This is a genomic window from Streptosporangium amethystogenes subsp. fukuiense, from assembly GCF_042665875.1.
Classification (GTDB): domain Bacteria; phylum Actinomycetota; class Actinomycetes; order Streptosporangiales; family Streptosporangiaceae; genus Streptosporangium; species Streptosporangium fukuiense.
The window spans coordinates 8341715-8366507 of record NZ_JBHTEE010000001.1; the positions used below are offsets into that span (position 1 = coordinate 8341715).

Genomic DNA, 24793 nt, shown 5'->3' on the forward strand with positions numbered 1-24793 from the left:
CGTCCTGACCTGCGTTGAAGGGCCAAGAACCCAAGATAACCCCGGAACTCGCGGCGCGGACGGGGGTGACCGCCGAGGAGGGCCGGCCGTACGCGGACACGCTCGTCGAGCGCGGCCTGATCCGCCGATCAGGGGACCGGAGGGTCCTGGACTCACCCCCGAGGGCGAGCGGTTGGCGAGCCGCCTGGTGGAAGAGGCGCGCGGAGGGCTCGCGCGGCTGATCGGTGACTGGGCCCGGCCGGGCATCCCGAGCTCGGGGGACTGCTGGACAGGCTCCCCCGGGGGTTGCTCGGCTCGACGGCCGACCGCCCGTCGGGCGACCGAACCTCTCGACGGCCGGGAACCTAGGACGCCGCGGCAGCCGGGCTGCTCGCCACCTTCGCCGGCTTGGCGTCGGACTTCGAGTCCGACTTCGACTCCGACGAGGTCGAGGAGCTCGACGACTCGGACGACTTCGACGAGCCGGCCGAGTCCGAGGAGCTCGACGAGCTCACCGTGCTGGACGAGGACGACCGGCTGTCGGTCCGGTAGAAGCCCGAACCCTTGAAGACGATGCCGACCGCGGAGAACACCTTGCGCAGGTCACCCGCGCAGCTCGGGCACTCGGTGAGAGCGTCGTCGGAGAACTTCTGGACGATTTCGAACTGGTGGTTACAGGCACTGCAGGCGTACTGGTAGGTGGGCACGCGCTCCTCCTCGTGTGGTCCGCGCCGATTGGCACTCTAGTGGCGCGACTGCTAATGGTACGCAGCCGACAAGCTTAAACGCGAGTTGGAGTCTTCGCATTCCGTAGGGAGATCTCGATCAGACGCCGCGCTCGCCGTACCAGCCCGCGAGTTTGCCCCTGCGGCTGATCGCCCGCATCCGGCGCTCGACGGTGTCCCGGCAGGCGGCGGTCGTCACGATCAGGAGCTGGTCCTCGACCTTGAGCCTGGTGGAGTCGGTGGGGACGAACGTCCGGCCCTCCCTGACGATCAGCGTCACCTGGGCGTCCCTGGGCAGCCGCAGCTCGAAGATCTCCACACCCTGCAGCTTGGACGTCGGCGGCACCCTGACCTGGAGCAGGTCGGCGTTGAGCTCCTCCAGCGGCGCCGACTCGACCTCCAGGTCGCGGGCCTCCTCGGGGGTGGACAGCCCGAGGAGTTTCGCCACGAACGGCAGGGTCGGCCCCTGCAGCAGCGTGTAGACGACGACGATCACGAAGACCTCGTTGAACACGAGCTTGGCCGTGCCGTTCTCGATGGAGGTGGCGGCCCAGGGGATGGTCGCGAGCACGATGGGCACCGCGCCGCGCAACCCGGCCCACGACAGGAACGCCTGTTCCCGCCAGCTGAGCCTGGCGATGCCCGTCAGCCGGGTCACGAGGGCGGAAACCATGATCGACAGAGGGCGGGCGACCGCGACCAGGATCAGCCCGGCGACCAGGCCGGGTACGATCGCGGCCGGCATCTCCGAGGGGCTGACCAGTATCCCGAGCATGACGAACAGGCCGATCTGGGCCAGCCAGGCCACGCCCTCGGCGAACCCCCGCGAGGACGCGCGGTGCGGCATCCGGGAGTTGCCCATGACCAGCGTCGCGAGATAGATCGCCAGGAAGCCGCTGCCGTGCAGCAACACGGCTCCCGCGTAGGCGACGAACGCCAGGGCCAGCACCGCGATGGGATACAGGCCGGAGACGGGCAGCGCGATGCGGCGTAGCGCGTAGATGCCGAGCGGGGCGACCGCCAGGCCGACGGCCGCGCCCACCACCAGCTCGAAGAGCACGTCGAACAGCGCGGTCCCGAGGCTGGGCGAGGTGGCGGTGCTCAGCAGCATCACCGCGATCACCGTGGGCGCGTCGTTGAAACCCGACTCGGCCTCCAGGATGCCCGCGAGGCGCGGGGGCAGCGGCAGGCGGCGTAGTACGGAGAAGACGGCGGCGGCGTCGGTGGAGGCGAGGATCGCGCCGACCAGCAGCGCGGTCCGCCAGTCCAGGGCGAGGATCAGGTGCACCGAGACCGCGACGGCCGCGATGCTCACCCCCACGCCGACGGTGGCGAGCACCAGGGCGGTGGGAATGGCTCCCTTGACGTGGCTCCAGGTAGTGGTCAGGCCGCCCTCGGCCAGGATGATCGCCAGCGCGATCAGGCCTATCTGCTGCGCGAGCTCCGGGTTCTCGAACTGCAGCCCGAGCCCGGACTCACCGAGGATCACCCCGAAGCCCAGGAAGAGCAGGAGGCTGGGCAGTCCGCTCCAGTGGGCGACACGTACGGCGACGATGGCCGCGATGACGACTCCGGCGCCGAGAAGCAGCCAGACGTCCACCCCCACCTGGTCCCCTCTCTGTCTCCGGGGACCATTGTGTCGCATTCGGAAGGGGCGTCACACACGCCCCACGCGCACAACGGGTCACGGCTCGGACGCACACCGGCCCGGGGCGGGCGGTGATTTCGCCCGCCGCTCGCGTGTTCAGATGCGGATTCCGGTGACCCACCGTGGTCGGGCTCGTGTTCCCGGCGTCGGTGTCGGAGGTTTCCCGGGCGATCGGGGCGCTCGTGTGCCGGCTCAGGTGCCCGTGGCGCCCGTCCTGAAGACCCCCTCGGGTGTCGCCGCGTAGCGGACCGCCACGTCGTGCGGCTCGGCGGGCACGTCGTCGAGCAACTCGCCCTCGTGCAGCAGGGCCACGGTCGGCACGTTCGGGCCGACCCTGGCCAGTGCCCGGTCGTAGGAGCCGCCGCCCCGCCCGAGCCGCACCCCGGTGGACCTGTCCACCGCCAGCGCGGGCACGATCACCAGTGCCGCGGTCCTGATCGCGTCGACGCCGCGCCGGGTGTCGACCGGTTCCATGATCCCGAAGCGGCCGGGGGCCAGGGTGTCCGGGCCGTCGTACACGGCCCAGTCGAGATCGTTGTCGTCGCGCAGCACGGGCAGGATCACGGTCGCGCCGTGCTTCCACAGGGCGAAGACCAGCCCGTGGGTCGCGGGCTCCGTCCCGATCGACCAGTAGCACGCGACGAGCCCGGCCATCTGGACCCAGGGCCGGTCCAGCAGGGATTCCCTGATCTGGACGGAGGCCGCCTGGCGCCGCTCATCGGGGATCGCGGCCCGCGCCGCTTCGATAGTGGCACGCAGCCTCAGCTTGTCCACGGGTCCCTCCACTATGGTTTTGGTTATGGCCGACTTCGAAGCTGTGACGAAAGCCGTTGTCCCCGCGGCGGGTCTGGGCACCCGTTTTCTTCCGGCGACCAAGGCGACCCCCAAGGAGATGTTGCCGATCGTCGACAAGCCCGCGATCCAGTATGTCGTCGAGGAGGCGGTCTCCGCCGGACTGCTCGACGTCCTCATGGTCACCGGGAAGAACAAGCGTTCCATCGAGGACCACTTCGACCGGGCGGTCGAGCTTGAGGAGGCCCTGGAGGCCAAGGGCGACGACGAGCGCCTCTCCCAGGTACGCGAGCCCGCGGACCTGGCCACCATCCACTACGTACGGCAGGGTACGCCGCGCGGCCTCGGCCACGCCGTCCTCTGCGCCAAGCAGCACGTGGGCGACAACCCCTTCGCGTGCCTGCTCGGTGACGACCTCATCGACTACCGCGACGAGCTGCTCAAGCGCATGATCGAGGTGCGCGGCACGCACGGTGGCAGCGTCATCGCGCTGATGGAGGTCCCCAGGGAACAGGTCTCCCTGTACGGCTGCGCCGCCATCGTGCCCACCGACGAGGAGGACGTGGTCAGGGTGACCGACCTGGTGGAGAAGCCGCCCGCGGACGAGGCCCCGTCCAACTGGGCGATCATCGGCCGGTACGTGATCGACCCGGCCGTCTTCGAGGTCCTGGAGAACACCCCGCCGGGACGCGGCAACGAGATCCAGCTCACCGACGCCCTGCGTACCCTCGCCGGGCGTGGCAACGACCAGGGTGGCCCGGTGCACGGGGTGCTGTTCCGGGGCCGCCGCTACGACACCGGCAACAAGCTCGACTACCTGCGGACGGTGGTGCAGTTCGCCGCCGACCGCCCCGACCTGGCGCCGGAGTTCCTGCCCTGGCTCAAGGAGTTCCTGGCCGCGCGATGAGCTTCATGAGATCGGTAGACGACCACCTTTCCGACATCCTGCGCACGGTCCGGGTCCTCGCCCCGCTGGAGGTGGAGCTGGAGCAGGCGCTGGGCACCACGCTGGCCGAGGAGGTCACGGCCCCGGTTCCGCTGCCGCCCTTCGATAACTCCGCGATGGACGGCTACGCCGTGCGGGCCGAGGACGTCGCCGACGCCCCGGTGACGCTCCCGGTGATCGACGACATCGCGGCGGGCGACGGCCGGGTGCAGGCCATCGGCCCCGGCATGGTCATGCGGATCATGACGGGGGCCCCGCTGCCCGCCGGGGCCGACGCGGTGATCCCGGTCGAGTGGACCGACGGCGGCACGGCGCAGGTGCTGATCAACCGTCCCGCGCCGCCGGGGAACGCCATCCGCAGGTCGGGGGAGGACGTGCGCGCCGGCGACGTCGTGCTGCCCGCGGGCACCCCGATCGGGCCCGCGCAGCTCGGGGTGCTGGCCGGGGTGGGCCGCCGCCGGGTGCTGGTGCGGCCCCGTCCGAGGGTGGTGGTGATATCCACCGGGGCCGAGCTGGTCGAGCCCGGCCTGCCCCTGGGCGACGGTCAGATCTGGGAGTCCAACAGCTTCGCCCTGATCGCCGCGGTCCGTGAGGCGGGTGGCGAGGGTTACCGGGCCGGGATCGTCGCCGACGACGCCGCGCGCTTCCTCGACCAGCTCGACGCGCAGCTGCTGCGGGCCGATCTGGTGATCACCAGCGGCGGTGTCTCGATGGGGGCGTACGAGCCGGTCAAGGAGGCCCTCGGGCCGCTCGGCACGGTCCGCTTCGATCGGGTCGCCATGCAGCCGGGCATGCCCCAGGGCTTCGGCGTGGTCGGCGAGGACCACATCCCGATCTTCACGCTGCCGGGCAACCCGGTGTCGTCGTTCGTGTCGTTCATGGTGTTCGTCCGGCCCGCGCTACGGAAGATGGGCGGTCTGGCCGCCGAGCCCACGCCGACCGTGCGGGCGATCACCACCGGGCCGCTCCGCTCGCCCGAGGGGAAGCGCTCCTACCTGCGCGGCGTGCTCGGTCCCGGCGGCACCGTCGACCCGGTGCGCAGGCAGGGGTCCCACCAGCTCGCCGCACTGGCCGCGGCCAACGCGCTGATCGTGGTCCCCGAGGACGTCGTCGAGCTTCCCGAGGGAGCGAAGGTGGAGGTCATCCCGCTGTGACTGGATTCACACACATCGACGAGACCGGCGCGGCGCGCATGGTGGACGTCTCGGCCAAGGACGTCTCCGTCCGTACCGCGACCGCCACCGGCAGGGTGCTGCTCTCGGCCGAGGCCGTGGCGCTGCTGCGGTCGGGGGAGGTCCCCAAGGGCGACGCGATCGGCACCGCGCGGATCGCCGGGATCATGGGTGCCAAGCGGACCCCCGACCTGATCCCGCTCTGCCACCCCATCGCGCTGCACGGGGTCAAGGTCGAGCTGGCCGTGGTCGACGACGGCGTGGAGATCACGGTACGGGTCAGGACCGCCGACCGTACCGGGGTCGAGATGGAGGCGCTGACCGCGGTCTCGGTCGCCGCGCTCGCCCTGATCGACATGGTCAAGGCGGTCGACCCGGCCGCCGTGATCACCGATGTCCGGGTCGAGGAGAAGACCGGCGGCAAGACGGGCGTCTGGACCAGGGGAACCTCGTGAGAGCTCTGGTGGTCACCGCGTCCAACCGGGCCGCCGCCGGGACGTACCAGGACACGTCCGGGAAGCTGCTGGCCGGGCTGCTCGCCGAGGCCGGGTGCGAGGTGGAGGGGCCGAGGGTGGTTCCCGACGGCGAGCCGGTCGAGGCGGCGCTCCGCTCCGGGGTGGCCGAGGGGTACGACGTGATCGTCACCACCGGCGGCACCGGGCTGACCCCGGCCGACCTCACCCCGGAGATGACCCGGCGGGTGATCGACAGGGAGGTCCCCGGCATCGCCGAGGCCATCCGTCAGGTCAACCGGGAGAAGGTGCCCACCTCGATCCTGTCGCGCGGGCTCGCCGGGCAGGCGGGCGGCACGCTGATCGTCAACCTGCCGGGTTCCTCCGGAGGGGTGCGCGACGGCATGGCCGTGCTGGCGCCCGTGCTCCGGCACGCCGTGGACCAGATTCGCGGGGGAGACCACCCTCGCTGACCCGTACCTTCCGCGCGGGCCCCTCGCGGCCGCTGCCCCGGCTCCCATGGCACGACTCCCATGGCACGGTGGGCGGTGTTGGGGGGATGATGGAGGGCGTGGATCGACTTCGTGGCTGGCCGGTGACCCTGACGGAAGGTCCGGTAGGACTTCGACCGCTGCGGCTGCGGGACGTACGCGTCTGGCGGGAGTCGCGGCTGCGCAACGCGAACTGGCTCCGTCCCTGGGAGCCGAGCAATCCCGAGACCCCCCTCTTCAAGACCGGCCTCGGTCCCTACATCTCGATGGCCGGAACCCTGCGCAGGGAGGCCCGGCAGGGCCTCGCGCTACCGTGGGTGATCACCTACGAGGGTGCCTTCGCCGGGCAGCTCACCGTGGGCGCCATCGTCTGGGGCTCCGCCAGGTCGGCACAGATCGGCTACTGGGTGGACGGCGCGCTGGCCGGTCGCGGGATCGCCCCCACCGCGGTCGCGATGGCGGTCGACCACTGCTTCTTCACCACCGGGCTGCATCGCGTCGAGGCCAACATTCGTCCGGAAAATCACGCAAGCCGCAGAGTGGTTGAAAAGCTTGGTTTCAGGGAAGAGGGCATCAGACGTAGGCATCTACACATCGATGGTGCCTGGCGCGACCATATCTGTTACGCGCTCACGGTCGAAGACGCACCGAGAGGGTTGCTGGTGCGGTGGCGGCGGGCCCGTGAGGCGGCCGCCCATGGCGGCACTCCGCACGAAGAGGTTTGAAGATCTCGCGACACACCGCATCGAATGCTCGTCAAATAGTGACACGCGGTCTTACGGTGCGTGACATGAGCACATCGAAGGCGCCGGGGGACCACCCGTGTCTTCGTGCTGCCCGGAGGTGGCCGTGAGCAGCGTCGTCCTGTATCTGGCCATTGTCATCATGTGGCTGTGCGTGCTCGTGCCCATGTGGCTGCGCCGCGACCGCAACACCCTCGTCGAGACGGCCAAGGACCCCGAGTCGTACGCCTACGACGAGGACTCCACCGAGACCCTGGTCGAGCCGCCGCACGCCTCCTCTCCGGAGTCCTCCTCGGGAGCCCTTTCCGCCGCCGAGAGCACGTCGGAGTTCCCGGCGGACGACGACGTGCCCTTGCCCGCCGCCGGGAAGACCCCGGCGGACGCGCGGACCTCGCCCCCGGCCGGCCGGCCCAACCCGCGTAGGGCCGCGGCCGAGCGCCGTCGCGCCGAGCTCCGGCGCAGGGGAAGGCAGGTGGCCAAGCGCAGGCGGCTGACCTTCTGGTGCGTGCTGCTCCTGCTCGCCTCCGTGGTGACGGCCGCCGTCCGGATCATCCCCTGGTGGGGTGTGGCGCCCTCAGTGGTGCTGCTGGGGACCTATCTGGCCATCCTCCGGGTCACCGTGCAGATCGACGCCGAGCAGCGGAGAGCGGCCGCCAAGGCCCGCGCGGAACGTGCCAGACGCGCCCGCCGCCGCGCCGCCCTGCTGGAGGCCCAGCGCCCGGTGGCCGAGGTCATCGACCTGACCGCGCTCCGCGACGAACTCTTCGACCAGTACGCCGAGAGCCCCCGCCGCGCGGTCGGCGACTGACGGTGGCACCGACGGTGGCTCTGGATGGCGCGAGTGCCCCTGGAAGTTTGCTAATCTAGTCCACGTCTTGGGGATGTAGCGCAGTCCGGTAGCGCACTTCGTTCGCATCGAAGGGGTCAGGGGTTCGAATCCCCTCATCTCCACAAGATTGAGAAGGCCCGGTTCCAGATCATGGAGCCGGGCCTTCTTGTTGCTCGGGATCTATGTGGCAGTTCGACAAGCCATCGATCATGCATGTGGCAGCGGGTTATGCGGTGTGTTGGTCGCCGGTGGACACACAGATTTTGATCTGGGGGCGGTCAAAGGTGTCGCAGGTCATATGCGACGCGTTCGACGACGTTGCTTAGCACGCGCAGGCGCATGTGGTCTGTTCCGGTCGTGCAGAAATTCCCCGCCCGCTCGGCAGCGGAACGGGCCGCGTCGACGGGAGAAGGGCCCAGAGCCTGCTCCAGAAGGACAAGCGCGGCGCTCTTCCGCCACAGTGGCATCACCTCGTCGGTCGCGCCCGGCGTGGAGCGCGCCAGGATCTGCTTGGCCTGCCCATCGGTCTCGGTACACAGCCGGGCCAGCCGCGACCGCAGTGCCTCACGTTCGCCAGGCGAGCGCTCGCCGTGCTCCAGCACCCGCAGTGTCTCCTCGCCGAGTGAATCTTCCAAATCGATCGCGGCGACGGCGAAGGAGACGGCCAGCTTGGTGATGTCGAGCAGTACGGCCGGCGAGGGGTCGGCGAGAATCCGCGCCATCTCCGGCTCGTCCAGGAAGGGCGCGCGCGGATTCCGAAGGGTGGCGGGCACGAGGGGGTTGGGCAGTGGGTCGGTGACAAGGATCGTGAACTGATCGGAGCGCAGCCACCGCGGGGTGAGGCGCTGCCCGCTGATCACTTCGCCCAGGGCCAGAACCCGTGCCTTGCGCGCCTGCGCTGGCAGGCCGTCGTGCAGGCCGACCTGATGCAGAAGCTCGTCCAAGGCGGTCGGATCACTGCCTGAGCGCTGCCCGATGTCCAGCAAGTCAAAGGACGTGACGACCCGGCCGTCGACGGCGTAAGCCACCTTGCTGTCCCACTCGACGTTCCAGAACACACTGAAGGCACATCCGCCAGCCGACAAAGGCTCCAGAACCGCGGAGCGCACTCCCTGGAATCCGCTGGGTTCCAGGGCGATCGTCCATTCGCCCGTCGTGGTGAGCTCGACCAGTTCCTCTCCGTGCTCCTCCTCCAGATCCTCGAGCTCGTCGAGCGTGGCCCACGACCCTGTTCCGGGAGCCGCGCCGAAGTAGTGGGCGACCTCTTCCAAGTCGTTGTTCTTACACCAGGTCACGCACACTTGGCCGTCAGGGAAACCGGCTTCGAGAAGTTCGGCGTATCGCGCATGGATCGGATCCATGGGGCGCTCCTTTGCGTGTGGCATGGCAGGGGGGCAACGATCCGGGAGCTGTCGGAGGCGCATCCGTCGTATTCGTCAACGGTGAGGGAAGACGACGGACGGCGACTGACCCATACTGCGATCAAGCCCGAGACGGTCAGAAGTTAAGGCATCGCTCGTGGCGTCGCTCGCCAGGCGGTGGCCATGCTACGCGAGGAGGGGCAGATGATCACCTTGTCGCAGCGTGGAGACTTCGCGACCGGCGAGGAGAACTGGCCCGCGGAGGGCTGATCAGAGTCAGCGAAAAGTCAGCGAACCCGCTGACACGGGGGCGTGGCCGAGATCATCAGACTGCTAGCGGACACGCCGTTCTCCAGTTGAGCGGCCAGATTTCTCCTGGCTGATGGCCATCAAAATTCCTGGCGTGGCCACTGGGAATCCCGGTGGGTGGCCAGGTCGATCTCCGGGTGGGCGGTCAGGTCAGCGGGATCACTCCACGCCCGGACAGAGCCTCGGCCAGGCGATGGGAGTCGCCGCTGGTCTCCACCAGGTGGGCGTGGTGCATCAGCCGGTCGACGGTCGCGGTGGCGAGCGTCTTGGGCATGATGGTGTCGAAACCCGACGGGTGGATGTTGCTGGTGACCACGACCGAGCGGCGCTCGTAGGCGGCATCGATAACGCGGTAGAACGCCTCGGAGGTCTCGTGGCCGACCGGCAGCAACCCGATATCATCGATAACGATGACGTCGCTGCGGCAGATGCGGCCGATGGCGCGCGAGACCGATCCGTCGATCTTGGCCCGGCCGACCGTGGCACTGAGAGACTCCAGAGTGAACCAGGCCACCCGCAGGTCTTTTTCGATCGCCAGATGCGACAGTGCCTCAGCGAAGTGGGACTTGCCGGTGCCGGACGGTCCGGCGATCACCAGGTTCTCCGCGCGGCTGACCCATTCCAGCGTCATCAGCGCGTTCTGGGTGGCCTCGTTGATCGTGGAGCCCTCGCGCCGCCAGGAGGAAAAGGTCTTGCCGGAGGGAAAGCCCGCGCTCTTGCGCCGGTTGCGGCGGGTCGCCTGGTCGCGGCCGACGACCTCCTCATTGAGCAGGACGCGCACGACTTCGGCTGGGTCCCAGCGTTGCGCGCGGGCGGTCGCCAGCACCTCGGGCGCCGCTTTGCGGGCGTAAGGAAAACGCATCCGGCGAAACAGGGCCTCCAACTCGGCCGGGACCGGTGGGGCCGCAGGAAGGGTGACACTCACGAGTGATCTCCTTTGACGCTGTTGGTGTTACTGAAGGCAGCCCAGGAAGCGGTGCCGGGCTGGACCGAGTGAGCCTCGTCGACACGGGTGTTTTCACCGGCGTGCTCATGCAACGCGAGGTGGTCGCAGATGGAGGCCAGATCGGCTTCGGCGAACCGGCCGTTGATCGCGGCCAGGCCGAGCGCCTCATCCACCCGGGCCGCGCCCAGCAGACTGGCCAGCTCGACCGCGCGGGCCATTTTGGTGCGGATCCGCACCACTCCGGTGGCGGCGGCCTCGATCAGCCACGCCTGCGCACCCGGCCCGATCGCCAGGAACGCTTCTTCGGCCTTGGTCCGCGGGCGAGGCCGGGGCGCTTTGGGGCCGTTGCCGCCCTCGTGCTCGGGATAGTGGGCATCGACGATCCGCGGCCGGCCCGGAACCGACAGCCGATGCCGCCACAGTTCCCTCAGACCGTGCTGACCGTGCTGCTCATCGGTGCCGGAGCGGCCGACGATGACCAACTCGTCGCCGTGGACGCGGCACCAGACCGTCTGTCCCTCGTGGCCGGGCGGCACCGAGTAGCGCACATCGCCCCAGCGGACGGTCCGGTCGTCGCAGACCAGGCGCTCGGCGCCGAGCGCGAGCACGTAGGGATCGGCGGGCAGCACGTGCAGGCGAGCGCGTTCCTCGGCCAGCATCTCGATCGGCGGCCGGTGTGTCTCGCGATGGCGGCGGCCGTTGATGTGCTCACTCCAGGCAGCACACGCGGTCTCCAACTCGGTGAAACTCCCATAGGCGGCGCGGAGGTTGGCGTGGGTGGGCACCAGGTCCGCCTTGGCGATCTTCACCGTTGCCTCCACCCCGCCCTTGGACTCGGGATCGAACGGCTCGCAGGTAGTCACCACGCACCCGTAATGCCGCCCCAGCTCGACGATCTGCGGGTGGCGCACCGCGATGCGGGCGATGTGCTCGATCGTGACCGTCTTGGGGTTGTCGGTCAGCAGATACGTCGGCGCCCCGCCCAGCCGCCGCAGCGCCGCGTCCAGGCACGACGTCAACGTGGCCAGCGTCTGATCCCAGGCGGGGATCACCACCCGAAACCGCGACCAGGCCAGCCAGGCACAAAACAGCTGCGTGCGGCGCTCACCGATCCGCGGGCCCTCGCCCCAGTCCCACTGCAGCCACATCCCCGGCTCAGGCACCCAGGGCCGGTAGACGCGCCGCCGTCCGGCCTTCCAGGCCGCCTTGATCTCGGCGACCGCCCGCCGCGTGGTCCGCTCGGACCCGGCGAATCCCATCGCGACCAGGTCTTTGTGCACCACGTCCGCGCGGATCTTCCCTTTCGACCGGTCGACCTTCTCCTCGATCTTCGCCAGGAACGCGTCGATCGCCTTAGGTCGCGGCGCCGGCTGGTGCGGGTTGCCGCCCGCCGCGCGGATCGCGATATACCGGCGCACCGTCTTGGGGTCACACCCCGCCAGTTGCGCCGCCGACCAGGCGCACCCGGTCAGGTCGTAAGCCTCGTAAATCTCCATCAGCTCCATGCCAGACTTCGTCACGGGCCCCCTCCGCGGGTCTGGGGTGCAAGGTCTCGACAACCCGCAACCCAAGCCCCCGCGGAGGGGAACCCAAGCTGTGACACACGGACAAGATCAGGAGATCGGCCTGGCCATTGACCAAGACTTTTGGTGGCCGCCCACCAGGAACCGGTGTCCGTCAGCCGCGACTTTTCTGTCCGCCGATCAAGAGTTCCACGTGACCGCTCTCATCAGACGGCATCAGCACGGTACCTGACGACACCAGACGGCATCCGGCGAGCAGGTCCGGCACGTCCTACCAGGGTTCGCATCGAAGGGGTCAGGGGTTCGAATCCCCCCATCTCCACCAGAGGCCGTTCTTGAGGCGGCTGGACTGAGGTTGACGGGATCCCGTCTGATCATCGCGATCGGGCGGGATCTTGTCGTTTCTGGGTTTCCGAATCGGGTTCGTCCTGGTTTTGAGGGCTGCGGAGTCAGTGTCGGGGAAGGCCCGGGTGGTGTCAGGCCGCTGATGGGGGAGCAAGATCCGGCCGTTGGGCATGGCGAAGCCGACGGTGGGCGGGGCGCTACCGGGGGAGGCTCACCCTCAAGAGCCGGAGCGGGCAGGTGGCGGTCCACGTTCCCTTGCGCTTCCGGGCACGATCTTCCGTTTTGGGGGTCACGTCGGTTTTGCGTTCGAGCGCGCTCGAAGGCATAGCGTCCCCGCCATGACGACACAGACCTGGATCATCACTGGCGCGTCCCGCGGGTTCGGACGCGCACTGGCGGAGTCGGCGCTCGCGGCGGGTGACCACGTGGTGGCGGCGGTGCGCCGGCCCGAGAGTGTGGCCGATCTGGAGGCCGAGTACCCGGACGACTGCCTGATCGCGAAGTTCGACGCCCGGGACGTCGCGGCGGCCGCGGGCCTCGTGCGCGACACCCTCGACCGCTTCGGTCAGCTCGACGTGCTGGTCAACAACGCGGGACGGGCCGTGGTCGGAGCGGTTGAGGAGGTCAGTGACGCGCAGTTGCGCGAGTTGATGGATCTGCACCTGTTCGGCCCCGCCGCGCTCGTCCGGGCGGCGCTGCCCACGATGCGTGAGCGGGGCACCGGGACGATCGTGCAGATGAGCAGCCAGGGTGGGCGGACGTCGTTCCCCGGCGTGTCGGCGTACTCCGCGTCGAAGTTCGCCCTCGAAGGCTGGTCCGAGGCCCTGGCCGGGGAGGTCGCGCCGTTCGGGATCCGGGTGATGCTCGTCGAGCCCAGCCGGTTCAGGACCGGCTTCAATGGGGGCGACGTGCTCGAGTTCGTCGAGCCGTCCGCGACCTATCGTGACTTGCTCGCCGACGTCCGTGCGGACATGGCCGGGACCGACGGCCGCCAGGAAGGTGACCCGGCGCGGGCGGCCGAGATCATCGTGTCCCTCGCGCACGGCGACGAGGTGCCGCTGCGGCTGCCGCTCGGGCGCGAGGCGGTCGAGCGTATCTCGCGTGCCTACCGGCGCGGCCTGGACGAGGTCGAGCAGTGGGCCGAGACCGCCCGCAGCGCCGACTTCGAGGGTGTCTCCGCATCGGTACGGCCCATCTAGGCTCGTGGTCATGGCCACCGACGATCTGATGACCAGAGCGCTCGAAGCGCTCGGGGACGACGGTCCGCTGTCGGTCGAGGCGATCCACCGCCTCGCCGACCTGGTCGATCTGCCCGAGACGATGACGATCGCCGAGGTTGCCGGCCTCCTCGACATCTCACCTCACACGCTGCGCTATTACGAGCGGGCCGGGCTGGTCGAGGTGGCCCGCGACGGTAATGGTCATCGCGTCTACGACGCCGAAGCGGTTCGGCGCCTGGTGTTCCTCACCCGGATGCGGCTGTCCGGTATGCCGATGCGTGACCTGCAGCACTACATCTCGCTCGTCGATGCCGGAGGGCACACGGTGCCGGAGCGGCTCGATGTGCTGGTCGAACATCGCGACACCATCCGCCGCCGGATCCGTGAGCTGACCCTTTCCCTCACGGCGGTCGAATATAAGATCGCCACGTACGGGGGCTCGACCGGGCCGGACGTTCAGGACCTCGGCACCACCACCGGTACCGACCGCACGGCGCTGCCGGACGAGCCGCTGCGACGGGCACTCCCGGCAGAGTGAGGGACGCCGACGCTCGCCGGGCTGCTGGCGGTAGTCCGGCCTCCCTCCAATCTCCGGCCACAGCCCCTGCGGGAAACGATCACTTCCCCGCTGGGAAACGATCTTCAATGCCTCGCATTCTCCAAGCTCAACTGCACTCGTGAACTCCCCACCCAGGGCCGTTCTTGAGTTCGCTCAGGAACGGTTGACGAGATCCCGTCCGATCGCTTGATCGGGCGGGATTTCATCGTTTCCGAGGTTCTGTGGCCGCTGGACGGGCTGATTTTGGCTCGTGCGGTGGTCCTGGCGGAGGGCGCTGGTGGTGGTGGACCGCTGTGAGCGCGTGTGGGGCCGGCCGGTGGGCGTGCGAAACCCAGCGGTCGTCGTGGTGTTGTGCGGTTGGTGGCGGGGCGGATCATTCGCGAGGTGGTGGTCTGCTGTCGGCGCTGGGCGGGGCGAGGTCGTGCTCGTCGAGCATCGTCGTGTCCTGAGGTACGGGCTCCTCGGGGCGGTCGTGGGTCTGCCGCCAGCTGAGCAGGATGTGCTGGTTGGCCAGGCAGACCATGAGCGCGGTCAGCAGTGTTTGGGCCACGCGGCCGTGCGCGAGCCGGTTCTTGGGGTCACCGACATCGATGTGGTGGCCCTTGATCCTGCCGTTGATGCCTTCGGTGTTGGCTCGGATGCTCTTGTAGGCGTCCTGCCAGGTGGGGGTGAGGTAGTGCCGGTCCTGGCGGAGCTTGTCTTTGATGCCGAGGTCGTCGGGGCGCAGCGTGATGGTCGACTTCTGGCAGATGCGTGGCAGTTCGGCCAGGGGAAGGGGCCGTTTTCTTTCGTTGTCGGGCAGTTGGATCGTGGGTTTGGCGGCCAGGTGGGCGGCGCGCTGGCGGGCGTTGGCCAGATCCACCGCCGCGGGAGAGGCGGGTGGGGTGGGGCGGGTGTGGCCCCGGCGCGGGCAGGTCACCGAGGGGGAAGGACCCGCGGCCGGACATTGCAGTCGTATGCGTTCTTGGGCGTCGGGGCTCTGTTTGAGCTTGAGCCGGTAGGGCTCGCGCTCTGCGATCGGCTCGTTCAGTTGCTCGGGTGGGGTGCGCATGGTTTTGTCGCCCAGAACCTCTATCAGCTTATGTAGCCGACTGTCTGGGATATTTGAGGTACCTCAATCTCGTGCGACGTGCGAGACGGGCTTGCCGGCCTCCCTGACGATGCGCACCGCCCCGGCACGGAACTCCGGATCAAAGTGGCGCCTCGTGGTACCTGACACGCTTGAACCTTTCCTAATTCGGTCTCCACGCTGCGAGGGGGAACGCAGCACCCTGGAACCTTATAGGTTCCCAAGATTCCAACTAATCGGTGATCATTATCTAGGTTCTAAACGGTCCGGACTGGACCCATGTAAAAGACCCGTTGGTCGCCGGCCGGTCATCGCAACATCATCATCGTTCGCTGCTGGACGGTAGAACCCTCACAGGGGAAAGGAAAGCAATGCGTCTACGAATCACAAGTCTCACACTGGCCTGCGCAGCGGGGATCGCTACGACCACATTCACGGCCGCTCCTGCCCATGCTATTCCGACCAACTGTTCTGCGGGGGCCGCCTCGCGGACTGCTTCCATCGCGGTCTGCCAGTCGGGGACGGGTTCCTATCGGGCGGTCGCTTTCTGCGATTATCCCGACGGCACCTACGGCTCGGCATACGGCAACTGGGTATACATGCCGTCCAGTTCGTATTCGACGGCATACTGCCCCAATAAATCCGTGTACGGCGGGCAGAGCATTCTCGATTTTGGATTTTACGAGAGGCGCTGATATCTGAGTGATGAGCCTCTCGGCTCCTCGCTCGCCGTACCGGAAAGCCTTATATTCTGAGATCGATATCTTGCGCGTTCGAGTCCGCCGGTTCGCCGGGATGATCTCGGCGAATTGGCCTCACCGGATGTATGGGGCGCGAGTCGGCGCCGGTGCCAAGAGTACGCATGGCCGGCCGGGCGTAACGGTATCTGGGGTGATGTGGTCATCGCGGGGCGATGATCAACCGCCAGGCACACGCCACGGTCTTGATCCACACCACCGCCCGCGGTTGTCCTGCGCGGTCAACGACCTCACCCTGCGGTCCCCGGTCGCCGCGTTCGCCTCGGGCAAGAACCGCGTCGACGAGGCCGCCGGGTCCGCGGTCAGTGAGGTGGTCGACTGACGACCGGCACCATGCCGACGAATGACGAGACCTCACCGATGAACACACACTGGGGGCCGTCCAGTCGTTCCGGCTGATTGATCGCGGCGTGTGGCTCGGCGGGGATGTCTTGGGGCGCTGTCAGATCAGGAGCAGGGTCTTGCCCAGGGCACTGCGTGATTCGATCGCGGTGTGCGCGTCCGCGGCGCGTTCCAGCGGGAAGGTCTGCCCGATGATCGGCCGGATCCGGCCCGCCACCGCTTCCGACATCATCTGCTCGGCCCACCGGCCCATCCGTGGCCCGAAACCGAAGAGCTGCTCGATCCCGATCACCTCGATCCCGCGCTGTCGCGCCTGCTCAGGGTCGATCGCCGTGACCTGGCCGCTGGAGGCGCCGTGGACGGAGAAGCGGCCGCCGTCCGCCGTCACCTCGAACGAGGCCTGGCCGATCTCTCCACCGACCCCGTCGAACACCACATCGGGGCCCGCACCACCGGTCGCCTCACGTACCTGCTTCGTCCAGTTGGGATCGGAGTAGTCGACCGCGACCTCCGCGCCCAGATCGCGAGCCAGCTCCAGCTTCCGCGCGCCGCGCGCGGCTCCGATGACCCTGGCGCCGGCCGCCTGAGCCAGTTGCACCAGCAGGCTGCCGACACCGCCACTCGCCGCTTCGACCAGCACCCACTCCCCGGAACGAATCCGGGCTCCCTCGACCAGGCCCAACGCGGTGCTGCCGTCGGTGTGCAGGGCGACGGCCTCGGGCAGTCCCAGTCCTTCCGGCACCGGGATCAGGTCCTCCACGGCGGCCACCGCGCGCTCGGCGAAGCCGCCGCTCTCCCCGGTGCCGGCGATGACGCGCCGTCCTGACCAGCCCGGATCCACGTCCTCCCCGAGCGAACTCACCCGGCCGGCCACCGTACCGCCCGGCACGTACGGCAGCTCGGGCCTGCTGTGCCACTTGTCGATGCCACGCCGGATCTGCGTCTCGACGAATGTGATGCCCGCGACGGATACGTCGACGACCACCTGGCCCGGCCCGGCGACCGGATCCGGCACCTCGCCCGGAACCAGCACCTCGGGACCTCCGAAACGCATCGCCTGTACCACCCGCATGTCGATTGCTCCCTCGCACTTGGCCCACCCGCGCACCGGTGCAGAGAAGTCTCCAACCTCAACCTCAATCGAGGTCAAGCGACCGTGAGCCATGTCCACCGAACTCGCCGCAGCCACCTGCGGCCTGATCTGCCCCGACACTCCGGGTAGCGGAGATGGCGCTGGTCCTGTGGCCGCTGGGCGGGCTGGTTTCGGCTCGTGTGGTGGCTTTGGCGGAGGGGGCTGGTGGTGGTGGACCGCTGTGAGCGCGTGTGGGATCGGCCGGTGGGCGTGCGAACCCCAGTGGTCGTCGTGGTGTTGTGCGGTTGGTGGCGGGGCGGATCACTCGCGAGGTGGGGCCTGCTGTCGGCGCCGGCCGGAGTGTGCGGGCGCAGCGGGCTAGGAGTTGCCCGTCGCGTGGCACAGTTGGGCGAAGGCATGGTCTGCGTCGGCGACCGCCTCGGGGTGCACATCGTGTGCGGTCCGCCCGTCGGCGATCTTCTGCCAGTTGGTCCGGGCCAGTACGCGTTGAACCGCGATCACCTGGGCGGCTTGCAGCCGGCCCCGGACACCCGGGTCGAGGACGGCGGCCAATGCGTCCTCGTCGTCGAGCATGTACTGCAGGAGCCGTCCCGCCAGGGTTGGGGTGGTGAACACCAGCCGATGAAACGCCACCACCTCAGGATGATCGTTGAGGCCGGTGACCGGCTCGAAGCGGTCGAGACCGGCCAGGAAATGCCGGTGCAGCGCCGCTGTCGGCGCGATACCCGGAGGGCGATCGCGGACCACGCGTGCGGCCTCACCGTTGTGGTCGGCGAAGCGGTGCAGGATCAGGTCTTCCTTGGTGGCGAAGTAGCGGAACAGCGTCGGTTTCGACACCTCGGCCGTCGCGGCGATGTCGGACACCGATACCTGGTCGAACCCGCGCGCCAGGAACAGCGAGATCGCCGCCTCGGCGATCGCGTCCCGGGTTCGTACCTTCTTGCGGGCCCGCAGCCCGACCGGCTCACTCACCCTATCAGGGTAACATTCGTTACCGGGTTGCGTTTTTAACTCGGTAACGAAAAAATGGCGCCCATGGAACAGACAGACACTCCGCCGCACTCCGTCGACGACGGCGAGGCTGCCATGACACCCGCAGGAGGGCCTCCGGTGCTCGTCACCGGGGCGACCGGACGCATCGGCCGCGCCGTGGTCGACCTGCTGACCGATGCGGGCGTGCCGGTCCGTGCCCTCGTGCGCCGCTCCGAGTCGGCGGCGACACTGCCCGCCAACGTCGAGATCGTCACCGGCGATCTCACGGTGCCCGAATCGCTCGACGCCGCGCTGCACGCCATCAGTACGGTCTTCCTGGTCTGGACCGCCCCGCCGCAGACCGCGGCGGCCGTCGTCGACCGGCTGGCCGCCCACGCACAGCGGGTCGTCTATCTGTCCGCACCGCACCGGACCCCGCACCCGTTCTTCCGGCAACCGAACCCGATGGCGGTGCTGCACGCCGAGATCGAGCGGCTCATCGCGGCCACCGGACTCGACTCGACGATCGTCCGGCCTGGGATGTTCGCGTCGAACGCCCTGTTCTGGTGGTCCGCCGCGATCCGTGGCGAAGGCGTGGTCCGGTGGCCGTACGGCGCGGCCGAGACGGCCCCGGTCGACGATCGAGACGTGGCCGCGGTCGTCGCGCGGACCCTGCGCGAGGGCGGACACGCCGGCGGTGACTACGTCCTGACCGGCCCCGAGTCACTCACTCAGGCCGAACAGATAAGCGTCATCGGAGACGTGCTGGGCCGCCGGCTGACGTTCGAGGAACTGCCGCCCGACGAGTTCCGGCGCGAGACCCCGGAAGCCTCGCGCCCGGCCGTGAACATGCTCCTGGCGGCGTGGAACGCCGCGATGGGACGCCCGGCATACGTCACCTCGACGGTGTCCGACCTCCTTGGAAGGCCACCGCGAACCTTCCGCCAGTGGGTCACCGACCACGCCACCTCGTTCACCGGGAACCCCGCCCGATGAATCGACCAATCTCCTTCTGACAACTCCACTCACGCCCTACCAACCCCGAAGCCGGTCCCGCCACATGGCCGCTACCAGGAGGTTGGTAGCGGCCATCGGCGTTACCGAGTGACTGTGCCTCACGGAGTGGCCGCAGCCTCCCAGCCGTCGTACTCGGCGTGGTGCCGAGCCGCCAGGGCGTCGAAAAGGTCGCGCGTCTCCCGTACGAAGTCCGGTGAGAGCACCGCGTTCGTCATCCCGCGGGGTCGCTTTTTTCGACCTGGGGCGGACTTGATCACGGTTTGGTGTCGCGCGATCGGCCGATCTTGACGTGGGAGCAGCCATAAGGCGTTATTAGAACGTATGTTCCCATCTGTGTAGGAGGTCTTCGTGCGCCACCCACTGGTTCGTCGATTAGTCGCTTACTGCGGCGCAGTCGGCCTGCTCACCGGCCTGCTCACGGTTGCGGCCCCCGCCGCCTCGGCGGCCGACACCACGACCGACCTCGGGGTGACCTTCGACTCCTACACCGCCGACCTGGCCGTCGGCGGCGGCCGGGTGTTCGTCGCCGCCGACGACCGGATCATCGTGGCCGACACCGGCGGAAACCTCACCGGCGGCGTCGTCACCGGCCTGTCCGGCGTCCGCGAGCTGGCCATGAACGCGAACGACACCCGCCTGTACGCGGCGCTCGCCGGCTCGAACGAGGTGGCCGAGATCGACACCGCGAGCCTCGCCGTCACCCGGCGGATCGACCTGTCGGCCCACCCGTGCCCGTCCACCCTGGCATTGCTGGGCGAGCGGCTGTGGGTGGGGCACGGGTGCGACAACGGCCCTGGCGGCGTCGTCGGCCTGGATCTGAGCGCGGCCACACCGGCGCCGGTGGCGGTCGGGGGCGAGCACCTGCACGCTCCCGTGCTCGCGGCCGCCGGCGACACGCTCGTGGTCGGCCGGACCGGCCTGCACCACGCCGACATGCTGGTCTACGACGTCGGCGGCGACACCCCGGAGCCGCGCGGCACGATCGACGGCGAGGAGTGGCGCATGGACTACCTGCGCGACCTCGCCCTGACCTCCGACGGCACCACCCTGTTCTCCGCGGCCGACACCCCCGGACACTTCACCAGGTACGACACCGGGACCCTGGCGGCGACCGGCACCTACGGCGACGGCTGGGACGGGTATCCGTCGGCCGTGGCGCTCGACTCGGGCGGCGCCTACGTCGCCGCGGGACGCCAATGGGGCGGCACCGACCTCACGCTCTACGACGCCGCGACCGGCGCGGCGATGTTCGCGGCCGACCAGCCGGACGCCGAACTGCTCCCGGACGGCGTCGCGTTCTCCGGCCCGGACGTCTTCGTGCTGCTGCGGAGCTCCGCGAACCGGCTGCTGCTGTGGCGGGTGACGGGCGTCGCGCTGCCGGCGTCCAATCTGACGGTGAGCGCTCCGGCGCGCGTGTTCCTCGGCTCGCCGGTCACCGTCGAGGGGCGGCTCACCCGCACCGACGGCAAGGCGCTCGGGCTCAAGCCGCTCGCGGTGACCCGACGCCTGCTCGACGGGACGAAAGAGCCGATCACCGGCGTGACGACGCAGAAGAACGGCACGTTCACCTTCGAGGACAGGCCGTCGGACGTCGGTGAGGTGACCTACCTGGTGTTCTGGGACGGCGACGACCACTACCGCCGAAGCAGCGCCTTTGTCACCGTGACGGTCAGGCACGTATCCATCCTCACCATGGACGGGCCGCAGTCAGGCGTCGTCGGCACGGCCATGGAACTGACCGGCGTGCTGACGGCGGGTGACAAGCCGCCCTCGCCGGGGGCCACGCTCACCGTGCAGCGCAGCGTGTACGTCGACAACGTCAACGCTGGAAGCGTCAAGCTGCCGCCGGTGAGCGTGAACGCCGACGGCACGTACACGTTCACCGACACGCCGGCCATCGCCGGCAGGTACAGCTACCTCGCGTCGTGGTCAGGAGAGGCCACGGCCGGGCCGGCCAAGGCCACCCATCAGATCATGGTCGAGTGACCTGACGGCCGTGCCCGGCCATCGGGCCGGGCACGGCCGTCGACCCTTCATCGCACCGCAGAAACGGAAGCGTCGCCCTCTGCTTCAAAGAGGCGGAGCTACCGCGTGACCGGCAGCGATGCACACAGATCGCCGCGGCCGACGGGCAAGGAGTGCGCGCCACCTGAAGCCGGGCCGCACTTCTGGCGCTGCTGCCTGGTGCCGCTCACGTGCCCGCCGCCCGGCCCCGGCCTTGTTGAGTGACCTTTCACCTCAGGCCCGGAGGAACTCGGCGATCGGCTCGGCCTGGCCGAAGATGGCGTGACCGGCCTCGGGGAGCAGGTTCACGGTCGAGTGCGGGATGTACTCACGGACGCGTCGCGCGGTCTGGTGGGAGTCGAACATGGCGTCACGGTCACCGACGATGACGAGTACGGGCATGGTGAGGCCGCCCAGCGCGTCGTCGGGGAATACCGGGAGCCTCTCCCTGCGCGGGTTGAAGTGCGTGAACGTCAGGACGACGGCGTCGAGCGCCTGCCGGTCCTTCTCCCCGTCCAGTCCTGCGACGGCCATCGCCGACTCGCGTAGTCCATCGCGCCGGAACGGACGGGTCAGCAGGGCCTTGAAGATCCAGCCGACCTTCTGCCGTCCCACGCCGCCGGGGCACATCAGCACCAGGCGGGTCACTCGTTCTGGACGGCGGATGGCGTAGTCCAGGGCCGTCCAGCCGCCGAGGGACGCGCCGACGAACGCGGCGTTGGTGATCCCGAGCCCCTCCCGTACGTCGTCCAGCCAGAGGGATACGGCGTCGGAGTCCAGAGCGGGGCGCGAGGGCGCGCTCAGGCCCGGCTCGCCGACGAGGTCGACGGCGTAGCTGCGGAAGTGCTGCGACCAGGTGGCGATATCTCCTCGCCACATCGACGCGTTCGCGCCCGAGCCGTGCAGCAGCACCATGGGCGGCGCGTCCTGCGGGCCGGAGACGAGGACGAAGGTCTCGCCCTCGCGAGTCGGCACCCGTAGGTGCTCGGCGGGCACCGGCCAGGCATCCAGCACCTGCCGGTAGTGGTCGCGGAGCTCGCGTCCACCGGCCTCGGACTTGTAGATCATGGCCATGACGACTGCACCTCCAGCCGCGCGTCGAGCGCGTTGAAATGTGGAACGAGCCACAGTGAAGGCCTTGTCACCGTGTCAAGGTCAAGCGGGATCACGTCGCGAGATGGTCTGCCCCGTGTCCGGTGGTGTCAGGGCGCCGGTGGAGGTTCGAGTTCGCGTCGCTGGACAGGGCGAAGCCGACGCTGCGGCGATCGCGACTGGATGGGGACGTAGCCGGCGGTGGCCTCCTCCAGCTCCGCCGAGCGCTGCCGCTCCACCGCGGACAGTTGCGCGTCCTCTCCCTCGACCCCGGCCGGGAATGACAGGACGCCGTTGAGGTGGATGCCGATGACGCGCTCGGGGGCGAGGTGACCCATCTCCGGGGCGACGAACGCGCCGGTGTCGCCGCCCTGAACGCCGTACCTCTCGTAGCCGAGCACGGTCATGAGCTCGACGAACGCCCCGGCCATGCGGGCGGCCGTCCAGCCGGGCTCGGCCAGCGGCGTCGAGAACGCGAACCCGGGGAGCGAGGGGATCACCAGATGGAACTCCTTGGCCAGCGGTTCGATCACGTCGAGGAGCTCGACGAACGAGCTGGGCCAGCCGTGCAGGAGCAGCAACGGCAGCGCGCCGGGATCATCCGAACGGACGTGTGCGAAGTGGATGGTCTGTCCGTCGATGACGGTCGTGAACTGCGGCAGCTCATTCAGCCTGCGCTCCTGTGCCCGCCGGTCGAAGCCCGTGAGCCAGTGCTCGACCAGCTCCCTGGCGTAAGCCACCGGCGTGCCTCGGCTCCAGCCGACACCGGGCAGTTCCCCGGGCCAGCGCGTCTGGGTCAGACGATCCCGTAGGGCGTCGAGTTCGGCCTGCGCCACGTTGATATGGAAGGGGACGACGGATGTTTTCTCTGTCATGAGCGCGACCGTAGGATCAATCGCGGTCAGGTAGCGTCCGCCGGGAAAACAGCGGTCGGGCAAGCGACCGTGCGGGCCGCTCGTTGGTTGCGTCCGAAAAGTGCCAGTGCCCGCTGCTTCATCACTGCTTGGCTGGGTGCCTGCACGCCACGCGCACCTGCCTGAACGGGAATCATGTCTACCGCCACGCTCGCCCGACCCCGCTCGCCCCTCACCGGCTGGCTCGCGGTCACCTCGCTCATGCTGGGCATCTTCGCCATCGTCACCAGCGAAATCCTGCCCATCGGCCTGCTGACCGCCATCGGCGCCGACTTCGGCATCTCCGACGGCATCACAGGGCTGACCATGACGCTGCCCGGCATCGTCGCCGCGGTCGCCGCACCCATCGTCACACTGACCACTGCGCGCCTGGACCGCCGCGTGATGCTGTGCGTCCTCATGGCGGTGCTCGCCGTGGCCGATGTGCTGGCCGCAGTGGCGACCTCCTACTGGGTCATGCTGATCTCCAGGGTGCTCGTCGGCCTCACCATCGGCGGCTTCTGGTCGATCGGGGCCGGGCTGGCCGGCCGCCTGATGCCGCCGCACGCCGTAGGCACCGCCACCGCTGTGATCTTCTCCGCCGTGCCACTGGGCTCCGTACTCGGCGTACCGGCCGGCACCTTCATCGGCAACCTCGCCGGCTGGCGAACCGCCTTCCTGGTGCTGGCCGCGCTGGCCATCCTGGTCCTGGCCGCCCTGCTGATGCTGCTGCCGCCGCTGCCCGCCCACCAGGTCACCAGCCCTCGCGTCCTGCTCGACCTGCTGCGCGCACGGGGGGCCACCATCGCCCTGCTGGCCACCTTCCTCATCGTCTTGGCCCACTTCGGCACCTACACCTATGTCACGCCATTCCTCCAGGACGTCACCGGCCTGCCTCCCACAGCCGTCAGCGCCGTCCTGCTGGCGTACGGCATCGCCGGAATCGCCGGCAACTTCCTGGCCGGCAAAGCCACCGCCACACGCCTGCGAGCCGCTTTCGCAACCTGCGGTTGCCTGATCGCGGCCACCACCTTGCTGCTGCCCTCGGTAGGCGGCACGACCGTCGGCGCCGTGGTACTGCTCGTGATCTGGGGCCTGGCCTACGGAGGCGTGCCCGTCTGCTCGCAGGCATCGTTCATCACCGCCGCCCCTCACACGCCCGAAGCCGCCACGGTCGTCTTCACCTCCTCCTTCCAGGCGACCTTCGCCCTCGGCGCGTTCCTCGGAGGCCGCGTCGTCGACTCCTTCTCGGTCTCCACCGTGATGATCTGTGGCGGGCTGACCGCTCTGCTCATGGCGGTATCCCTATGGTCACTCACCAAATCCCGCTGAGCCGGCGCCCTGCATCCCCGCAGCCGACAGGAGCCGCGGCTGAGCCGTCCAAACAGTCCCGACCTCGGGAAACGATCAACCTGGGTCTGGGGAGCGATTTTCAGCGCCTTGCTTCCATACCAGTTCAGGCTGACTCGTGAACACCCCACCAGGTCAGAGGCCCCCTCCAAGAGCATCGGGC

General features: G+C 69.0%; 23 protein-coding genes, 1 tRNA gene and 1 pseudogene. 13 read left to right on the forward strand and 12 right to left on the reverse strand.

The genetic code is table 11. The annotated features are described in order from the left end of the window. Positions 1-387: 387 nt before the first annotated feature. Positions 388-531 (forward strand): hypothetical protein, encoded by a 144-nt coding sequence (locus ACFQVD_RS37205; RefSeq protein ID WP_343964767.1) that lies wholly within the window; start codon positions 388-390, stop codon positions 529-531. 14 nt (positions 532-545) lie between these two features. Here the strand turns inward: ACFQVD_RS37205 and ACFQVD_RS37210 are convergent. The 3 genes and pseudogenes from ACFQVD_RS37210 to ACFQVD_RS37220 form a co-directional block, all read right to left on the reverse strand. Next, a pseudogene (locus ACFQVD_RS37210) lies at positions 546-686 on the reverse strand (FmdB family zinc ribbon protein); the annotation flags it as partial. 118 nt (positions 687-804) lie between these two features. Then, complete coding sequence (locus ACFQVD_RS37215; RefSeq protein ID WP_343964693.1) at positions 805-2310, reverse strand: potassium/proton antiporter; 1506 nt, start codon at positions 2308-2310, stop codon at positions 805-807. A gap of 234 nt (positions 2311-2544) precedes the next feature. Next, positions 2545-3126 carry a 5-formyltetrahydrofolate cyclo-ligase gene (locus tag ACFQVD_RS37220; protein WP_343964691.1) on the reverse strand — a complete coding sequence of 194 codons (582 nt, stop codon included), beginning with the start codon at positions 3124-3126 and terminating at the stop codon, positions 2545-2547. Between the two features lie 25 nt (positions 3127-3151). Between ACFQVD_RS37220 and galU the strand changes: the two genes are divergently transcribed. The 7 genes from galU to ACFQVD_RS37255 all read left to right on the forward strand — a co-directional run bounded on the left by galU (position 3152) and on the right by ACFQVD_RS37255 (position 7899). Beyond that, on the forward strand, positions 3152-4051 hold the full coding sequence (galU, locus tag ACFQVD_RS37225; RefSeq protein WP_343964689.1) for a UTP--glucose-1-phosphate uridylyltransferase GalU: 900 nt from the start codon (positions 3152-3154) through the stop codon (positions 4049-4051). 5 nt (positions 4052-4056) lie between these two features. Beyond that, on the forward strand, positions 4057-5244 hold the full coding sequence (gene glp, locus ACFQVD_RS37230) for a molybdotransferase-like divisome protein Glp (protein WP_343964687.1): 1188 nt from the start codon (positions 4057-4059) through the stop codon (positions 5242-5244). Then, on the forward strand, positions 5241-5717 hold the full coding sequence (gene moaC, locus ACFQVD_RS37235) for a cyclic pyranopterin monophosphate synthase MoaC (RefSeq protein ID WP_343964685.1): 477 nt from the start codon (positions 5241-5243) through the stop codon (positions 5715-5717). Before glp ends, moaC begins: the two co-directional genes overlap by 4 nt. Then, positions 5714-6187: a MogA/MoaB family molybdenum cofactor biosynthesis protein gene (locus tag ACFQVD_RS37240; protein ID WP_343964683.1), complete on the forward strand. Its 474-nt coding sequence runs from the start codon at positions 5714-5716 to the stop codon at positions 6185-6187. The genes moaC and ACFQVD_RS37240 overlap by 4 nt, the downstream gene beginning before the upstream one ends. Positions 6188-6276: 89 nt before the next feature. After that, positions 6277-6930, forward strand: a complete 654-nt coding sequence (locus tag ACFQVD_RS37245; RefSeq protein ID WP_343964765.1) for a GNAT family N-acetyltransferase — start codon at positions 6277-6279, stop codon at positions 6928-6930. A 124-nt stretch (positions 6931-7054) separates the two neighbouring features. Continuing rightward, positions 7055-7756: a divisome protein SepX/GlpR gene (gene sepX, locus ACFQVD_RS37250; protein WP_343964681.1), complete on the forward strand. Its 702-nt coding sequence runs from the start codon at positions 7055-7057 to the stop codon at positions 7754-7756. A 69-nt stretch (positions 7757-7825) separates the two neighbouring features. Beyond that, positions 7826-7899, forward strand: a tRNA-Ala gene (locus ACFQVD_RS37255). A gap of 156 nt (positions 7900-8055) precedes the next feature. Here the strand turns inward: ACFQVD_RS37255 and ACFQVD_RS37260 are convergent. From ACFQVD_RS37260 to istA, 3 genes are all read right to left on the reverse strand, one after another. After that, positions 8056-9138, reverse strand: a complete 1083-nt coding sequence (locus ACFQVD_RS37260; RefSeq protein WP_343964679.1) for a DUF6461 domain-containing protein — start codon at positions 9136-9138, stop codon at positions 8056-8058. Positions 9139-9592: 454 nt separating this feature from the next. After that, positions 9593-10372, reverse strand: coding sequence for an IS21-like element helper ATPase IstB (istB, locus tag ACFQVD_RS37265; RefSeq protein ID WP_364159275.1), 780 nt, complete (start codon positions 10370-10372; stop codon positions 9593-9595). Continuing rightward, positions 10369-11898, reverse strand: a complete 1530-nt coding sequence (gene istA / locus ACFQVD_RS37270) for an IS21 family transposase (protein ID WP_386274280.1) — start codon at positions 11896-11898, stop codon at positions 10369-10371. Before istA ends, istB begins: the two co-directional genes overlap by 4 nt. A 701-nt stretch (positions 11899-12599) precedes the next feature. On the opposite strand from istA, the gene ACFQVD_RS37275 reads away from it, so the two are divergent. Further along, positions 12600-13460 (forward strand): SDR family NAD(P)-dependent oxidoreductase, encoded by an 861-nt coding sequence (locus tag ACFQVD_RS37275; protein ID WP_343976761.1) that lies wholly within the window; start codon positions 12600-12602, stop codon positions 13458-13460. A gap of 10 nt (positions 13461-13470) precedes the next feature. After that, on the forward strand, positions 13471-14019 hold the full coding sequence (locus tag ACFQVD_RS37280; protein ID WP_343976758.1) for a MerR family transcriptional regulator: 549 nt from the start codon (positions 13471-13473) through the stop codon (positions 14017-14019). Between the two features lie 394 nt (positions 14020-14413). On the opposite strand, the gene ACFQVD_RS37285 is transcribed toward ACFQVD_RS37280, so the two are convergent. From ACFQVD_RS37285 to ACFQVD_RS37300, 4 genes are all read right to left on the reverse strand, one after another. Continuing rightward, positions 14414-15091 carry a hypothetical protein gene (locus tag ACFQVD_RS37285; RefSeq protein WP_343976755.1) on the reverse strand — a complete coding sequence of 226 codons (678 nt, stop codon included), beginning with the start codon at positions 15089-15091 and terminating at the stop codon, positions 14414-14416. A gap of 63 nt (positions 15092-15154) precedes the next feature. Then, positions 15155-15259: a transposase gene (locus tag ACFQVD_RS37290; RefSeq protein WP_343976752.1), complete on the reverse strand. Its 105-nt coding sequence runs from the start codon at positions 15257-15259 to the stop codon at positions 15155-15157. 1050 nt (positions 15260-16309) lie between these two features. Beyond that, complete coding sequence (locus ACFQVD_RS37295; protein WP_343976749.1) at positions 16310-17281, reverse strand: zinc-binding dehydrogenase; 972 nt, start codon at positions 17279-17281, stop codon at positions 16310-16312. 378 nt (positions 17282-17659) lie between these two features. Continuing rightward, complete coding sequence (locus tag ACFQVD_RS37300) at positions 17660-18274, reverse strand: TetR/AcrR family transcriptional regulator (RefSeq protein WP_343976745.1); 615 nt, start codon at positions 18272-18274, stop codon at positions 17660-17662. A 63-nt stretch (positions 18275-18337) separates the two neighbouring features. On the opposite strand from ACFQVD_RS37300, the gene ACFQVD_RS37305 reads away from it, so the two are divergent. Together ACFQVD_RS37305 and ACFQVD_RS37310 are read left to right on the forward strand one after the other, a co-directional pair. Further along, positions 18338-19270 carry an NAD(P)H-binding protein gene (locus ACFQVD_RS37305; RefSeq protein ID WP_343976742.1) on the forward strand — a complete coding sequence of 311 codons (933 nt, stop codon included), beginning with the start codon at positions 18338-18340 and terminating at the stop codon, positions 19268-19270. Between the two features lie 369 nt (positions 19271-19639). Next, positions 19640-21277 carry a YncE family protein gene (locus ACFQVD_RS37310; protein ID WP_364156179.1) on the forward strand — a complete coding sequence of 546 codons (1638 nt, stop codon included), beginning with the start codon at positions 19640-19642 and terminating at the stop codon, positions 21275-21277. Positions 21278-21529: 252 nt separating this feature from the next. Here ACFQVD_RS37310 and ACFQVD_RS37315 read toward each other — a convergent pair whose 3' ends face one another. Together ACFQVD_RS37315 and ACFQVD_RS37320 are read right to left on the reverse strand one after the other, a co-directional pair. After that, entirely contained in the window at positions 21530-22369 is an 840-nt protein-coding gene (locus ACFQVD_RS37315) for an alpha/beta fold hydrolase (protein ID WP_343976736.1), read from the reverse strand. A gap of 128 nt (positions 22370-22497) precedes the next feature. Beyond that, entirely contained in the window at positions 22498-23262 is a 765-nt protein-coding gene (locus ACFQVD_RS37320; RefSeq protein WP_343976733.1) for an epoxide hydrolase family protein, read from the reverse strand. Positions 23263-23436: 174 nt separating this feature from the next. On the opposite strand from ACFQVD_RS37320, the gene ACFQVD_RS37325 reads away from it, so the two are divergent. Next, on the forward strand, positions 23437-24612 hold the full coding sequence (locus tag ACFQVD_RS37325) for an MFS transporter (protein WP_343976729.1): 1176 nt from the start codon (positions 23437-23439) through the stop codon (positions 24610-24612). Positions 24613-24793 lie beyond the last annotated feature (181 nt).